The organism is Pseudomonas sp. C9D1 (assembly GCF_056491235.1).
In genome coordinates this window covers 3,345,280-3,358,643 of record NZ_JBSZIE010000002.1, presented here as the reverse complement: position 1 = coordinate 3,358,643, position 13,364 = coordinate 3,345,280, and the positions used below count along the sequence as shown (strand labels likewise).

The following is a 13,364-nucleotide window of genomic DNA, read 5'->3' as shown; positions in this document are numbered from 1 at the left end:
CGATGCTGGTGCTCCCGCACTTCGTCCTGGGAGACCTGACATGCCTCGACACCATGCACAGCGTTTTGACGAGCCGGCCATCGACAGCAAGACCCGGCGCAAACTCGAAGACCAGCGCCGGATGCAATTCCGCCGGGCCATCGAGGACCGCGCCGAACAGCGCCGCTTGCTGGCGGAGCTGAACGACTATCCCGACCTGATCGCGATCAACTACCTGTTGTCGTCAACGGCAGAGCGCCGTCGAACCGCTGGGAAAGCGTGCTGATCTGGGCGCGTTCTTCGCGGATAAAGGCCATCAGCGCCTGGGCGACCGGTGACAGCCGCTTGCCCTTGGCGTGGACCACGCACCAGCTGCGGTAGAGCGGCAGCTCCTCCACCGGCAGCTCGCGCAATACGCCGGTGGCCAGCTCCAGGCTGACCGCATGGCGGGGCAGCAGCCCCAGGCCGAGGCCGGCCACCACGCATTCGCGCAGGGCATCCAGGGAGGCGACTTCCTGGGTCTGGGCGAAGTGCGCGCGCTTCTGCTGGAAATATTCCTCGCAGGCCTTGCGGGTGCCCGAGCCCGCCTCGCGGATCAGCAACGGGAAGGGCTCCAGGTCCTTCAGCGTCAGGCTGCGCGCGTGGCACAGCGGGTGGTCCGGTGGCGCCACGGCGATGATCGGGTTGTTGAGGAAGGGCAGGAATTCCAGGGCCATGTCCTGGGGCACCAGGGACATGATCACCAGGTCGTCGCGGTTGTCCGCCAGGCGCTTGATCACCTGGGCGCGGTTGACCACCGCCAGGTGCAGGCTCACGTCCGGATGCTGCTGCTTGAAGGCGGCGAACAGGTGCGGCACGAAGTACTTGGCGCTGGATTCCACCGCCAGGTTGAGCTGGCCCTGCAGCGAGCCCTGCAGATCCGAAAGCTGCATGTCGAGGCTGGCCAGGCGCTGGAAGATGTCGCTGCTGGCCACGTACAGCGCCTCGGCGGCGTCGGTCTGGTAGAGCTTCTTGCCCACGTACTCGAACAGCGGCTGGCCTACCAGTTCTTCGAGCTGGCGGATCTGCAGACTGACGGCCGGTTGGGTCAATGCCATCTCCTCCGCCGCTCGGCTGTAGGAGCGGGTCTCGAACACGGCACGGAACACCTGGAGCTGGCGCAGTGTCATGCGCAGCAGGGTCTTGCGCATAGGGTAGGGCCTCGAAAACGTGGGGTCGCGGCGGCGACTATAAGGCTTTCCTAATGGATACCCCAATAATTATTGATTTGGGTTATCCCAGGGCTGGGCGTAGGTTAATCACGCACCGCTACAGCACCGGCGGTCACTCGCCGAACGGCTCGCCGTTCGCCTGCTCACTTGGTCGAGGGAACGCTCGTGATCAAGAAAATCCTCATCGCCAACCGGGGTGAGATCGCCGTCCGAATCGTGCGTGCCTGCGCCGAGATGGGCATCCGCTCGGTGGCCGTCTACTCCGACGCCGACCGCCACGCCCTGCACGTCAAGCGTGCCGACGAGGCCCACAGCATCGGCGAGGACCCGCTGGCCGGTTACCTCAACCCGCGCAAGCTGGTGAACCTGGCCGTGGAAACCGGTTGCGACGCCCTGCACCCCGGCTACGGCTTCCTCTCCGAAAACGCCGAGCTGGCGGACATCTGCGCCGAGCGCGGCATCCGCTTCATCGGCCCGTCGGCGGAAGTGATCCGCCGCATGGGTGACAAGACCGAAGCCCGCCGCAGCATGATCAAGGCCGGCGTACCGGTCACCCCGGGCACCGAAGGCAACGTGGCGGACCTCGAAGAGGCCCTGCGCGAGGGCGAGCGCATCGGCTACCCGGTGATGCTCAAGGCCACTTCCGGCGGTGGCGGCCGTGGCATTCGCCGCTGCAACTCGCGCGCCGAGCTGGAGCAGGCCTACCCGCGCGTCATCTCCGAGGCGACCAAGGCCTTCGGCTCGGCCGAGGTGTTCCTGGAGAAATGCATCGTCAACCCGAAGCACATCGAGGCCCAGGTCCTGGCCGATAGCTTCGGCAACACCGTGCACCTGTTCGAGCGCGACTGCTCGATCCAGCGCCGCAACCAGAAGCTCATCGAGATCGCCCCCAGCCCACAGCTCACCCCCGAGCAGCGCGCCTACATCGGCGACCTCTCCGTGCGCGCCGCCAAGGCGGTGGGCTACGAGAACGCCGGCACCGTGGAGTTCCTGCTCGCCGAGGGCGAGGTGTACTTCATGGAGATGAACACCCGGGTGCAGGTGGAGCACACCATCACCGAGGAAATCACCGGCATCGACATCGTCCGCGAGCAGATCCGCATCGCCTCGGGCCTGCCGCTCTCGGTGAAGCAGGAGGACATCATCCACCGCGGCTTCGCCCTGCAGTTCCGCATCAACGCCGAGGACCCGAAGAACAACTTCCTGCCCTCGTTCGGCAAGATCACCCGCTACTACGCCCCCGGCGGCCCCGGCGTGCGTACCGACACGGCGATCTACACCGGCTACACCATTCCGCCCTTCTACGACTCCATGTGCCTGAAGCTGATCGTCTGGGCGCTGACCTGGGAAGAGGCACTGGACCGCGGCCTGCGCGCGCTGGATGACATGCGCGTGCAAGGGGTCAAGACCACCGCGGCCTACTACCAGGAGATCCTCCGCGATCCCGAATTCCGCAGCGGCCAGTTCAACACCAGCTTCGTCGAAAGCCACCCGGAGCTGACCCAGTATTCGATCAAGCGCAACCCGTCGCACCTGGCCATCGCCATCGCGACCGCCATTGCCGCCCACGCGGGCCTGTAAGGGAAGGATGCAGAACATGAGCAAGACCCTCGAAACCAAGAAGATCAGCGTCACCGACACCATCCTGCGTGACGCGCACCAGTCCCTGCTGGCCACCCGCATGCGCCTGGAAGACATGCTTCCCATCTGCGACAAGCTGGACAAGGTCGGCTACTGGTCGCTGGAAGTCTGGGGCGGCGCCACCTTCGACGCCTGCGTGCGCTTCCTCAAGGAAGACCCGTGGGAGCGCCTGCGCAAGCTCAAGGCCGCGCTGCCCAACACCCGCCTGCAGATGCTCCTGCGCGGGCAGAACCTGCTGGGCTACCGCCACTACAGCGACGACGTGGTCAAGGCCTTCGTGGCCAAGGCGGCGGTCAACGGCATCGACGTGTTCCGCATCTTCGACGCCATGAACGACGTGCGTAACCTGCGCGTCTCCATCGAAGCGGTGAAGGCCGCCGGCAAGCATGCCCAGGGCACCATCGCCTACACCACCAGCCCGGTGCACACCATCGATGCCTTCGTGGCCCAGGGCAAGGCCATGGCCGCCATGGGCGTCGACTCCATCGCCATCAAGGACATGGCCGGCCTGCTGACCCCCTATGCCACCGGCGAGCTGGTCAAGGCGCTGAAGGATGCCCTGCCGCTGGACGTGGTGATCCACTCCCACGACACCGCCGGCGTCGCCAGCATGTGCCAGCTCAAGGCCATCGAGAACGGCGCCGACCGCATCGACACCGCCATCTCCAGCATGGCCTGGGGCACCAGCCACCCGGGCACCGAATCCATGGTCGCGGCCCTGCGCAACACGCCCTACGACACCGGCCTGGACCTGGAGCTGATCCAGGAGATCGGCATGTACTTCCACGCCGTGCGCAAGAAGTACCACCAGTTCGAAAGCGAGTTCACCGGCGTCGACACCCGCGTGCAGGTCAACCAGGTGCCGGGCGGGATGATTTCCAACCTCGCCAACCAGCTCAAGGAGCAGGGCGCCCTCAACCGCATGGGCGAGGTGCTGGAAGAGATCCCGCGCGTGCGCGCCGACCTCGGCTTCCCGCCCCTGGTCACCCCGACCTCGCAGATCGTCGGCACCCAGGCGTTTTTCAACGTCCTCGCCGGCGAGCGCTACAAGACCATCACCAACGAGGTGAAGCTCTACCTGCAAGGCCGCTACGGCAAGGCCCCGGGCCAGATCAACGAAGAGCTGCGCCGCCAGGCCATCGGCAACGAAGACGTCATCGACGTGCGCCCGGCCGACCTGCTCAAGCCCGAACTGGACAAGCTGCGCAAGGAAATCGGCGCCCTGGCCAAGAGCGAGGAAGACGTCCTCACCTTCGCCATGTTCCCCGACATCGGGCGCAAGTTCCTCGAGGAGCGTGAAGCCGGCACCCTCAAGCCCGAGGAGCTGCTGCCCATCCCCAACGGCCAGGGTGCGGCCCCGGTCGGCGGCGAAGGCGTGCCCACCGAGTTCGTGGTCGACGTGCACGGCGAGAGCTACCGCGTGGACATCACCGGCGTCGGCGTGAAGACCGACGGCAAGCGCCATTTCTACCTGTCCATCGACGGCATGCCGGAAGAGGTGGTGTTCGAGCCGCTCAACGACTTCGTCGCCGGCAGCAGCAGCAAGCGCAAGCACGCCAGCGCACCGGGCGATGTCAGCACCACCATGCCGGGCAACATCGTCGATGTACTGGTCAAGGAAGGCGACAGCGTCAAGGCCGGCCAGGCCGTGCTGATCACCGAAGCCATGAAGATGGAAACCGAAGTGCAGGCGCCCATCGCCGGCACCGTCAAGGCCATCCACATCGCCAAGGGCGACCGGGTCAACCCGGGCGAGGTCCTGATCGAGATCGAGTGATCCCGAGCAAGCAGTCCCCTGGGGAGCCCACGGGCTCCCCTTTTTTTGCGCTTCTTCCAGGTCTCGGCCACAAAATTTTCAATGGCCGCCATGCAAATCACCGTTTGGCCGGGCACCGGCCGGCGACGGCATGCTGGGCGCCAATCACGATCACCGAGGGGTTCACCGATGAAGACCGTTGCCCAGATGCTCCACGCCAAGCCGCTCCAGCAGGTGCACACCGTCGGCGCCGAAGTGCCGATGCTCGATGCCCTGCGCCTGCTGGCCGAACACAATATCGGCGCCTTGCCGGTGGTCGAGGAGGGCCGCCTGGTGGGCATCGTCAGCGAGCGTGACTACGCCCGTCGGGGTGTGCTGCAAGGGCGTTCGTCGGTGGTCACGCCGGTGCGCGAATTCATGACCGAAGCGGTGCTGACGGTGAATGGCCGGCAGAGCATCCGCGAGTGCATGGCGCTGATGACCGACCGCCACCTGCGCCACCTGCCGGTGGTGGAAGACGGCCAGCTGGTCGGCCTGCTGTCCATCGGCGACCTGGTCAAGGAAGCCATCGCCGAACAGGACGCGCTGATCCAGCACCTGGAGCAGTACATCCGGGGTGAGGTGACCTGAGTCGTATCGCCGGAACGTTAATGGTCACGCCCCGTCTTCACGGTGACGTGGCACGTCCTGCATTTCGGGTGCCTTGGACCCCAGGGCGGCGAGGCGTTTCCCTGCCTGGACGCGTACGAAGGTCCTGAAGACTTCGTGGAAGATATCGGCCTCGTCCATATCCGGATCGGCCATTTCCAATGCCTGCTGGTAGAGCGTGTCGTCGAGGGTGACGGTGATCCGCATGTCCCGGTCTCCCATCCGTGTGTAGGGTGGATGACGCCTTTTTCATCCACCGGCGGTGTCGCCTGGAGCTCCGCAACGGTGGACCGGTTAAGCGGGGTCCACCCACGCCGGTTAGGTCGTGCGGGCGGTGGTTGGGGCCGCTGCGCGGCCCTTGCGGTTCGTCAGGCTACCCGTTCGCCGCACAGGTCCAGGGCGAACCAGCGTTCGACATCGGCGGGGGCGAGCCCGGCGCCGATCAGGGCGAAGAGCTTGGCCAGGGCGGCTTCGCGGGTCATGCCGCCGGCCGAAACCAGGCCGCTGGCCGCCAGCTGGCTGCCGGCGGCGTAGACGCCGAATTCCACATGCCCGGCCGGGCACTGGCTGATGGCGGCCAGCACCACGCCGCGCTGGTGCGCGGCCTTGAGCACAGCCAGCAGCTCGGCGTTGTCGGACGGGCCGGTGCCGCTGCCGTAGCACTCCAGCAATAGACCTTGCACGCCGGAGTCCAGCAGCGCCTGCACATGGCTCGCCTGCAGGCCGGGGAACAGCGGCAGCACCGCCAGGTTCACCGGTGCGCGGCGGGTGTTGAAGCCGAGCAGGGCGGGCAGCACGTCGGCACGTTCGCCGCTGCGCTGGCGTGGCAGCACGGTGAAGGCGTCGAAGGCGTCGCTGCGCAGCTTGCTCACCCGCGCGCCATGCATCAGCTCGCCGTTGAAATACAGGTGCACGCCCGGCTCCACGCCGGTTTGCAGGGCAGCGAGTGCGCCACACAGGTTGGGCCAGGCATCGCCGCCTTCGGCGCCCGCCGGGAGCATGGCGCCGGTGAGCACCACCGGCACGCCGAGGCCCAGCAGCAGGAAGCTCAGGGCGGCGGCGCTGTAGGCCAGGGTGTCGGTGCCGTGCAGCAGCAGCACGGCGTCGTGGCCGCCTTCGACCACTGCGTCGACTATGCAGTCGCGCATCGCCAGCCACTGGGCCTGGGTCATGTTGGCGCTGTCCAGCAGCGGCAGCATTTCGTGGAAGGCGAATTGCGGCGCCGGCGCACCGCTGCTGGCCAGGTGCTCGCGCATGCGCCCCTCGAAGCCACCGGCCGGGGCCAAGCCTTGGGCCGTCTGCAGCATGCCGATGGTGCCGCCGGTATAGAGGACGAAGAGGTTGTTGACTGCGCTCATGCCTTGCCCTGCTCACTCGGGAATAAAACGGTGGGCCAGCATAACGCTGAATCAGGCTGCCATCGCGAGCCGATCCCACCAGAAAAACCTTTGCCTGATACGACGATGCCGCTTCCCCGCAGGGCGGAGAAGCGGCATCCGGTGCCGCGCGAAAGGGCGCTTAGCGGTGGCTTTCCGCCAGGCCGGCGGGGGCCTGCTGCGGCGCACTCTCGGACGCCTTGGCGACCGGCCAGGCGGCATGGTCCAGGTCCAAGTCGGCGAACTTGCTGGCGTCGAACACCGGGGTGTCGATGCCGGCCTTGACCTGGGCGTCGTAGTCACGCATCAGGCGCATGCCGACCTTGAACAGCAGGGTGATGGCCACCAGGTTGACCACGGCCAGCAGGCCCATGGTGACGTCGGCGAAGCCGAACACGGTGGACAGGTCCTGCATGGAGCCCCACAGCACCAGCGCCATGACCAGCGCGCGGTAGACGATCAGCAAGGCGCGCTTGGAGCTGAAGAAGCTCAGGGCGTTCTCACCCAGGTAGTAGTTGTAGACCAGGGTGGTGAAGACGAAGAGCAGCAGCGCCATGCTCACGAAGATGCGGCCCCACTCGCCCACCTCGGCCGCCAGGGCCGCCTGGGTGAGGACCACGCCGGCCATTTCGCTGCCCGGCTGGTAGACGCCGGAGAGCAGGATGATCAGCGCGGTGCTGGTGCAGATCAGCAGGGTGTCGATGAACACGCTGAGGGACTGCACGATGCCCTGGGCAGCGGGGTGCTTGACCTCGGCGACGGCAGCCACGTTGGGCGCGCTGCCCAGGCCGGCTTCGTTGGAGAACAGGCCGCGCTTGACGCCCATGATGATGGCCGCACCGACGCCACCGGCGAAGGCCGGCTCGAGGCCGAAGGCGCTCTTGACGATCAGGGCCAGGGTGGCGGGAACCTCGGACAGGTTCATGCCGATGATCACCAGGGCCATGAGGATGTAGCCGCCGGCCATCACCGGAACCATCACGTCGGCCATGCTGGCGATGCGCTTGATGCCGCCGAAGACGATCATCCCGATCACGCCGACCAGGGCGATGCCGCTGATCCAGGTGGGCAGGCCGAAGGTGTCGTGCAGCGAAGTGGCCACGGTGAAGGACTGCACGGCGTTGAAGCCGAAGCCGAAGGTCACCAGCAGCAGGAACGAGAAGATCACCGCCAGCCAGCGCTGGCCGAGGCCGTGCAGGATGTAGAAGGCCGGGCCGCCACGGTAGGTGCCGTCCGCTTCGCGGCGCTTGTACAGCTGCGCGAGGGAGCACTCGAAGTAGCTGGTTGCCATGCCCAGCAGGGCCACCACCCACATCCAGAACACCGCGCCGGGGCCGCCGAGCATGATGGCCACGGCTACGCCGGCGATGTTGCCGGCGCCGACACGGCCTGCTACGGAAAGCATCAGGGCCTGGAACGAACTGAGCTGGCCTTCCTTGCGCTGCAGCGCCTGGCCGAAGATGCGGAACATGTCGCCGAAGTAGCGCAGCTGGACGAAGCGGGAGGCAAGGGTGAAGAAGAGTCCGAGGCCCACGAGGACCACGATCAGCAGTTTGCCCCAGAGGAAGTCATTGAGCAGATCGAGCATGGCGTTTCACCTGATCCAGTTTGTTGTTGTTCGGAGCGGCAGTGGATACGAACGTCACTGCGCCTGGAGGGTGGGCATGTTTGAGGAAGCAGCCCGCCCGGGGCAATTTCGCAGCTTGTAACCACTTGTTGCGAGTTGACGCTATAATCGCGCCGCTCGCGTCAACTGGAGGGCCGGGACTTGTCGAACAATCTAGGTGCCAACCTGAAGTTGCTGTGCAGCCACTACCGCTCTATCTCCGAGGTTTGCCGCAAGCTTTCGATCAATCGGGCGCAGTTCAACAAGTACCTCAACGGCCAGAGCGTACCCACGGCTTACAACCTCAAGCGTATAGGCGATTTCTTCGGCGTCGAGGACTACGAACTCGGTATGCCGCCCGAGCCGTTCGCTCGCCTGATCGGCGCTCGCCGTCCCCACGACAGCAGTGTGCCCAGCGACGACCCGTTGTTGCAGCTGCTGCGCCCGCTGCGCGAGGAGTCCGGCAACCTGTCGCGCTACTGCGGCTACTACTTCGAATACTCCAACTGCATGTCGGTGCCCGGCACCATCCTGCTGTCCCTGGTGCACCTGTGGGAGGAACGCGGCACCTTCCTCTTCGAGCGCCAGGAACGCCAGGAGCGCTCCAGCAGCACCGACGTGCAGGCCGAGGACTGGGTGCGCTGCCGCTACCTGGGCGCCGCCTTCCAGTTGCAGGACCGGGTGTTCCTGATGGACTACGAGTCGCTCACCGTCAACGAGATGAGCCAGACCATCCTCATCCCCAGCTTCAAAAGCCGCATCACTCGCCTCAACGGTTTGAAAACCGGCGTCTCCAGCGGCGACCGCCGTAACCCCGCCTGCACCCGCGTGGTGTGGGAGTACCTGGGCCCGGAGATCAACCGCGTCAGCGCCTACCGCCAGGTGATGCTCTACCGCCCCGACGACCCGCGCATCGACGCCGACATCCGCCAGCGCCTGGACGTCGCGCCGTTGAAGAACGGGCTGTTCGAGATCGAGTGAGCGGCCTAGCCGCTACCTCGACCACGGACTGCAATCTTCTGATCAAGGAATGAACGCCATGCTTCCTGTTCCACCGGCCCGCACTCGACGCGCGCTGCCGACCTCCCTGCTCATGGGCCTGCTGGGCCTTTCCCTGGCCGGCTGCAGCGGCCTCAACAACCTCAGCAGCCAGGGCTACCTCTACACCCGCGACAGCCAGCCCCTGCAATTGAGCGACGAGGTGCAACTGCGCCAGGGCCATATGGGGCTGGAGTTCAACCCGAAGCCCATGTGGTCCGCCGACATGCGCCTGCACAACGAGCGCAGCGACTTCAGCGTCAGCGTGCCGTCGGAAGCCTATTCCGGCCGCTCCTTTTTCCTCGCCAGCCGGGAGAGTGGGCTGCGCTACGACATCCGCGCCTACTGGCGCGAGTCCAAGGAAGACCGGGCGGAGCGCGACAGCAGCGAGAGCTGCACGGCGCCGGGGTTCTGCAGCAAGTCGGTGCGCCGGCTCAAATGCGCCGGCAAGACCTACCGCAGCGGCACCGACCGCTATGAAAAGCACCTGGACGATGAAAACTGCCAGGAAGTGCTGGTGACCGAGAGCGGCAACTTCCCCGACTGCCCCGGCACCCGCCCGGTGCGCAACCGCTACCAGACCTACAAGCTGATGGTCAGCCTCGCCTTCACCAACCCCGCCAGCCACCAACCCCCGATCGCCGAGTTCGACGGCGAAAGCCAGCGCAAGGAACGCCTGCTGGAAACCGTGGCCCTGGGGGCCTGCCGCGCCTATTGAAGGAAGCGCTTCGCGGGTTGTAGGGGCTCGAGCCGCATTTCGAGGCACGCCGCACCCGGCGACCGTAGGGTGGACCCCGCTTCACCGGTCCACCGTCGCGGTACTTCAGGATGCCTCCCTGCTCGGCCAGTGCGCAGTGCCCCCCTGTGGGAGCGGCTTCAGCCGCGAAGAATCTGCCACCCGAACAGCGTGGCAGGTGGCGATTGACTCCATCGCCAATGAATTCGCTCCCACGGGGTTAGCAGTGGTGCTGGGATGGGCTCCGCTCGGTGGATAAAAGAGCGTTATCCACCCTACCCAGCGGGATGCTCCACAGTGCGGGCGACGCTCGGCGTCACCTGCAGGAGCGGCTTCAGCCGCGAAGGGCTGCGTAGCGGCCCCTTTGCTTTTAGAACCCCATCTGCCACTGGGCGACGATGGCGTGGTTCTGCGCGTTGCCACCCAGCTCGCCGCTGTAGCCCAGGCCGATGCTCTGGGTGCTGCTCAGGCCGATGTCGAAGCCGGCGTCCAGCAGCAGGCTGTTGCGGTCCAGGGCGCTGCCTTCGACGCTGAAGGCGCTGCCGCCGCTGAGGAAGGACTGGCGGGTGCTGCTGTCGACGTTGCCGTACACATGGCGCCAGGCCACCGACAGGCGTGGGGTGAAGGCCATGCCGTTGTCCAGGGTGTCGAGGCGGGCGATGCGCACGCCGAAGGTGCTGGTGAGGTTGCCCTGGTCCTGGTCGTCCACGTGCAGGGCGGCGGCGCCGCCTTTCTCGTCGTAGCTGTCGCGGGCGTAGTACTGGTAGCCGATGCCGGCGAAGGGTTCGGCCTGGATGTTGCCGCTGCCCATGGCGTAACCCACCTCGGTGAAGGCCTGGAAGCTTTCGGCGTCATAGCTGCCGCGCAGGTGGTCGGTGAAGCCGCCGAAGGCCACCTCGCGCTTGCTGTCGCCGTCGTGGCGGCTGTAGGCGGCGCCCAGGCGCAGGGCCACCGGGCCGTCCTGGCGCAGGCCGTAGACGCCCAGGTGCAGGCTGTCGACATCGCCCTCGAAGCCGCTGCCGGCCTCCAGATCGGTGCGCGAATAACCGCCGAGCACGCCCAGGCGCCAATCGTTGCCCATGGCCCAGTCGGCGCCGACCACGGCGCCACGGGTGTCGCTGTCCAGGTCATGGCCGCCCTGGCTGCCGTCGAGGTTGCCGTGGCTGCCCAGGGCCTGGACCCAGAGGCGGCCGCGGGCGGACGGGTCGTTGAGGTTGCGGGCATCCGTCGGCACGCCGGTGGCGGCCAGCAGCGGGCCGTCTTCGACGTTCAGCGAACTCTGCAGGTTGCCGCCGAGGCCGCCGCTGAAGGACTGCAGGGCGCCGAGCATGGCGCCGCTGACCTGGCTGGTGCTGCCCAGGGTGCTGCCGGCGAGGCTGGCGTTGTTCGGCGCGGCCAACTGGTTGAGCGCGTCGCGGGCTTCGCTGGTGCTGCGGGTGACCAGAGCGTTGTACAGCTGCGGGCTGTTCTGGGCGCTGATGCTGTGGGCGACATTGGCGCCGTTGCCGTTGTTGGCCACGTCGGCGAAGGCAACATCGTTGCGGGTCAGGTCCAGCTCCACGCTGTCGGCTTCGTAGCGCAGGGTCGGGGTGAGGAAGGCGAAGTTGCTGGTGACGCTGGCGAAGCGGCCGCTGACGCCGTCGGCGGCCTGGATCACCTGGTAGTGGCGGGTGTTCGGGTAGGTGCCGGCGCTGGCGCGCACGTCCAGGCGGGCGCCGTCGAGGGCGACGTGCCCGTCGGCCAGCAGCGTGCTGTGGCTGCCATCGGCGGCTACGGCGAAGGCCAGGGTTGAACCGGCGGCCAGGTTGAGGTTATCCACATGGCCACCGCCGGTGTAGGTGGCGCCCGAGGTGATACCCAGGGTGCCGCCGATGCGGCCGAGGTTGACCAGCTCGGCGCCGGCCAGCACTTCGCCGCCTTCGCTGAAGTCTTGCGTGTCCAGGGTCCAGCGGCCGGCGCTGACCTTCAGCCACTCGAAGTTGGCGCTGTTGCCGAAGCTGCCGCCGCCGACGTCGTCCAGGGTCAGCACGTCGCGGCCGGCGCCGCCGTCCACCAGGCCGACGAACTGGCTGCCGCTGCGCAGGGTCAGGCTGTCGGCGCCGCCGCCCAGGTCCAGGGCCACGCCGCCGGTGCTGCTGATCAGGCCACCGTTGATCACGGTGTCGTTCTTGTCGCCGATGATGCGCACCGCATCGCCGGCCAGGCCGAGGATCTGCCCGAAGTTCTCCAGGTAGGTGGCATAGGGCGCGCCGCCGGTGGCGCTGTCGTCGATGAGGATGGCGTTGGCCGCGCCGCTGATGCTGGCGCCGGCGCGGTTATAAATGGTGCCGCCGCCCATGGCGATGCCTTCGCTGGTGTTGGCCGAGCCGTCCTTGAAACCGCCGGCACCGGTGCCTTCGATGATGCCGTGGTTGTCGATCCAGCCCTCGCCGTCGATGTCCACGCCATCGCCGTCACCGTCCGGCACCAGGCCGTTGTAGGCGCCGGTGATGCGCCCGTAGTTGGTGACGCGACCGTTGCCGTCGGAGCCGAAGCCCGAGCCGTTGTGGCCGATGACCACGCCGCCCGCGTAGTTGATCAGTTCGGCGCCGACATCGGTGGTGATGCCGTGGCGGCCGCCGGAGAGGGTGCCGTGGTTCTCCACCTTGCCGCCGGTGGAGGCGTCGAAGTCGATGCCGTCGAACTTGGCGTCGGCGTTGGTCATGTCGCCGCTGCTGATCTCGCCGTAGTTGGTGATGGTGGCGTTGTTGCCGACGCGCATGGCGTCTTCGCGCACACCGCGGATCAGGCCGGTGGCGCGGTTGGTGATGTCGATCTGCACATTGGTCTTGAGGTCCTTGAGCATGATCGCGCGGTCGGTCTGGGAAATGAGGGTGCCGGCGTTGTCGATGGTCACGTGGGTGCCGGCCAGGTCGCCGCTGATGCGGATGCCCTGCTTGGAGGCGTCGATGGTGGCGCCTTCGCGGTTGATGATCTGGTAGGTGCGCGAGGCGTTGCTGCCCGAGCTGTCGAGGCCGCGATCGCCGGTGGACTTGATCAGGCCGCTGTTGTCGACGATCACCCCGGCGCCGCTGGTGGCGTTCTTCAGTTCCACGCTCTTGCCGCTGGTGGTGATGCTGCCTGCACTGCCTACCTGCAGGGTGGTTTCCCCGGTGAGCACCTGACCGGTGGTGGTGGCGGTGTTTACGGTGACGGTAGCGGCACCGGCGAGGGTGGAGAAACCGGTCAGGGCGAGGGCGACGCAGCGGGCGAGCGGGGACAGCGTGCGGTTCATGGCGGCAACCTTTGTCGTGATCTTGTTGGCTGGCCGCTGTTTATAAGGAAGAAGTCTTACGGTTTCGTAACAGAAGGGTTACCGGAATAAGGGAGCTTT

The 13,364-nt window shown here is 66.7% G+C and carries 11 protein-coding genes; 6 read left to right on the top strand and 5 right to left on the bottom strand.

Going from position 1 to position 13,364, the window contains the following annotated elements; translation table 11 throughout:
* Nucleotides 1-40: 40 nt before the first annotated feature.
* Nucleotides 41-265 (top strand): PA3496 family putative envelope integrity protein, encoded by a 225-nt coding sequence (locus ACXI0U_RS23325; protein ID WP_081672315.1) that lies wholly within the window; start codon nucleotides 41-43, stop codon nucleotides 263-265.
* Here ACXI0U_RS23325 and ACXI0U_RS23320 read toward each other — a convergent pair.
* The gene (locus ACXI0U_RS23320) at nucleotides 207-1,154 is read right to left on the bottom strand and encodes a LysR family transcriptional regulator (protein ID WP_031288296.1); all 948 of its coding nucleotides are present in this window, start codon (nucleotides 1,152-1,154) and stop codon (nucleotides 207-209) included. The two genes, ACXI0U_RS23325 and ACXI0U_RS23320, sit on opposite strands and share 59 nt — an antisense overlap.
* A 201-nt stretch (nucleotides 1,155-1,355) precedes the next feature.
* Here ACXI0U_RS23320 and ACXI0U_RS23315 point away from each other — a divergent pair, with 201 nt between their 5' ends.
* The 3 genes from ACXI0U_RS23315 (at nucleotide 1,356) to ACXI0U_RS23305 (ending at nucleotide 5,217) form a co-directional block, all read left to right on the top strand.
* A complete protein-coding gene (locus ACXI0U_RS23315; RefSeq protein WP_021220968.1) occupies nucleotides 1,356-2,771 on the top strand; it encodes an acetyl-CoA carboxylase biotin carboxylase subunit in 1,416 nt (471 codons plus the stop codon).
* A gap of 16 nt (nucleotides 2,772-2,787) precedes the next feature.
* Nucleotides 2,788-4,608, top strand: coding sequence for a sodium-extruding oxaloacetate decarboxylase subunit alpha (gene oadA / locus ACXI0U_RS23310; RefSeq protein ID WP_021220967.1), 1,821 nt, complete (start codon nucleotides 2,788-2,790; stop codon nucleotides 4,606-4,608).
* 168 nt (nucleotides 4,609-4,776) lie between these two features.
* The gene (locus ACXI0U_RS23305) at nucleotides 4,777-5,217 is read left to right on the top strand and encodes a CBS domain-containing protein (RefSeq protein ID WP_265170122.1); all 441 of its coding nucleotides are present in this window, start codon (nucleotides 4,777-4,779) and stop codon (nucleotides 5,215-5,217) included.
* Nucleotides 5,218-5,241: 24 nt separating this feature from the next.
* Here the strand turns inward: ACXI0U_RS23305 and ACXI0U_RS23300 are convergent, their stop codons facing one another.
* From ACXI0U_RS23300 to ACXI0U_RS23290, 3 genes are all read right to left on the bottom strand, one after another.
* The gene (locus tag ACXI0U_RS23300; protein ID WP_021220965.1) at nucleotides 5,242-5,442 is read right to left on the bottom strand and encodes a DUF2191 domain-containing protein; all 201 of its coding nucleotides are present in this window, start codon (nucleotides 5,440-5,442) and stop codon (nucleotides 5,242-5,244) included.
* A gap of 161 nt (nucleotides 5,443-5,603) precedes the next feature.
* Nucleotides 5,604-6,593 carry an asparaginase gene (locus ACXI0U_RS23295; protein WP_374979394.1) on the bottom strand — a complete coding sequence of 330 codons (990 nt, stop codon included), beginning with the start codon at nucleotides 6,591-6,593 and terminating at the stop codon, nucleotides 5,604-5,606.
* Between the two features lie 160 nt (nucleotides 6,594-6,753).
* Nucleotides 6,754-8,199, bottom strand: coding sequence for an alanine/glycine:cation symporter family protein (locus tag ACXI0U_RS23290; RefSeq protein ID WP_184492005.1), 1,446 nt, complete (start codon nucleotides 8,197-8,199; stop codon nucleotides 6,754-6,756).
* Between the two features lie 180 nt (nucleotides 8,200-8,379).
* Between ACXI0U_RS23290 and ACXI0U_RS23285 the strand changes: the two genes are divergently transcribed.
* Both ACXI0U_RS23285 and ACXI0U_RS23280 read left to right on the top strand, forming a co-directional pair.
* Nucleotides 8,380-9,198: a helix-turn-helix domain-containing protein gene (locus ACXI0U_RS23285; protein ID WP_111259165.1), complete on the top strand. Its 819-nt coding sequence runs from the start codon at nucleotides 8,380-8,382 to the stop codon at nucleotides 9,196-9,198.
* A 58-nt stretch (nucleotides 9,199-9,256) separates the two neighbouring features.
* Nucleotides 9,257-9,973 carry a hypothetical protein gene (locus ACXI0U_RS23280; protein ID WP_271659449.1) on the top strand — a complete coding sequence of 239 codons (717 nt, stop codon included), beginning with the start codon at nucleotides 9,257-9,259 and terminating at the stop codon, nucleotides 9,971-9,973.
* Nucleotides 9,974-10,361: 388 nt separating this feature from the next.
* Here ACXI0U_RS23280 and ACXI0U_RS23275 read toward each other — a convergent pair whose 3' ends face one another.
* Nucleotides 10,362-13,265 (bottom strand): autotransporter family protein, encoded by a 2,904-nt coding sequence (locus tag ACXI0U_RS23275; protein WP_431483003.1) that lies wholly within the window; start codon nucleotides 13,263-13,265, stop codon nucleotides 10,362-10,364.
* Nucleotides 13,266-13,364: the final 99 nt, after the last annotated feature.

Bases quoted from the DNA above. Each gene is read 5' to 3' on its own strand.
- ACXI0U_RS23325 (WP_081672315.1), top strand. From the start codon at position 41: ATGCCTCGACACCATGCACAGCGTTTTGACGAGCCGGCCATCGACAGC.
- oadA (WP_021220967.1), top strand. From the start codon at position 2,788: ATGAGCAAGACCCTCGAAACCAAGAAGATCAGCGTCACCGACACCATC.
- ACXI0U_RS23305 (WP_265170122.1), top strand. From the start codon at position 4,777: ATGAAGACCGTTGCCCAGATGCTCCACGCCAAGCCGCTCCAGCAGGTG.
- ACXI0U_RS23300 (WP_021220965.1), bottom strand. From the start codon at position 5,442: ATGCGGATCACCGTCACCCTCGACGACACGCTCTACCAGCAGGCATTG.
- ACXI0U_RS23295 (WP_374979394.1), bottom strand. From the start codon at position 6,593: ATGAGCGCAGTCAACAACCTCTTCGTCCTCTATACCGGCGGCACCATC.
- ACXI0U_RS23290 (WP_184492005.1), bottom strand. From the start codon at position 8,199: ATGCTCGATCTGCTCAATGACTTCCTCTGGGGCAAACTGCTGATCGTG.
- ACXI0U_RS23280 (WP_271659449.1), top strand. From the start codon at position 9,257: ATGCTTCCTGTTCCACCGGCCCGCACTCGACGCGCGCTGCCGACCTCC.
- ACXI0U_RS23275 (WP_431483003.1), bottom strand. From the start codon at position 13,265: ATGAACCGCACGCTGTCCCCGCTCGCCCGCTGCGTCGCCCTCGCCCTG.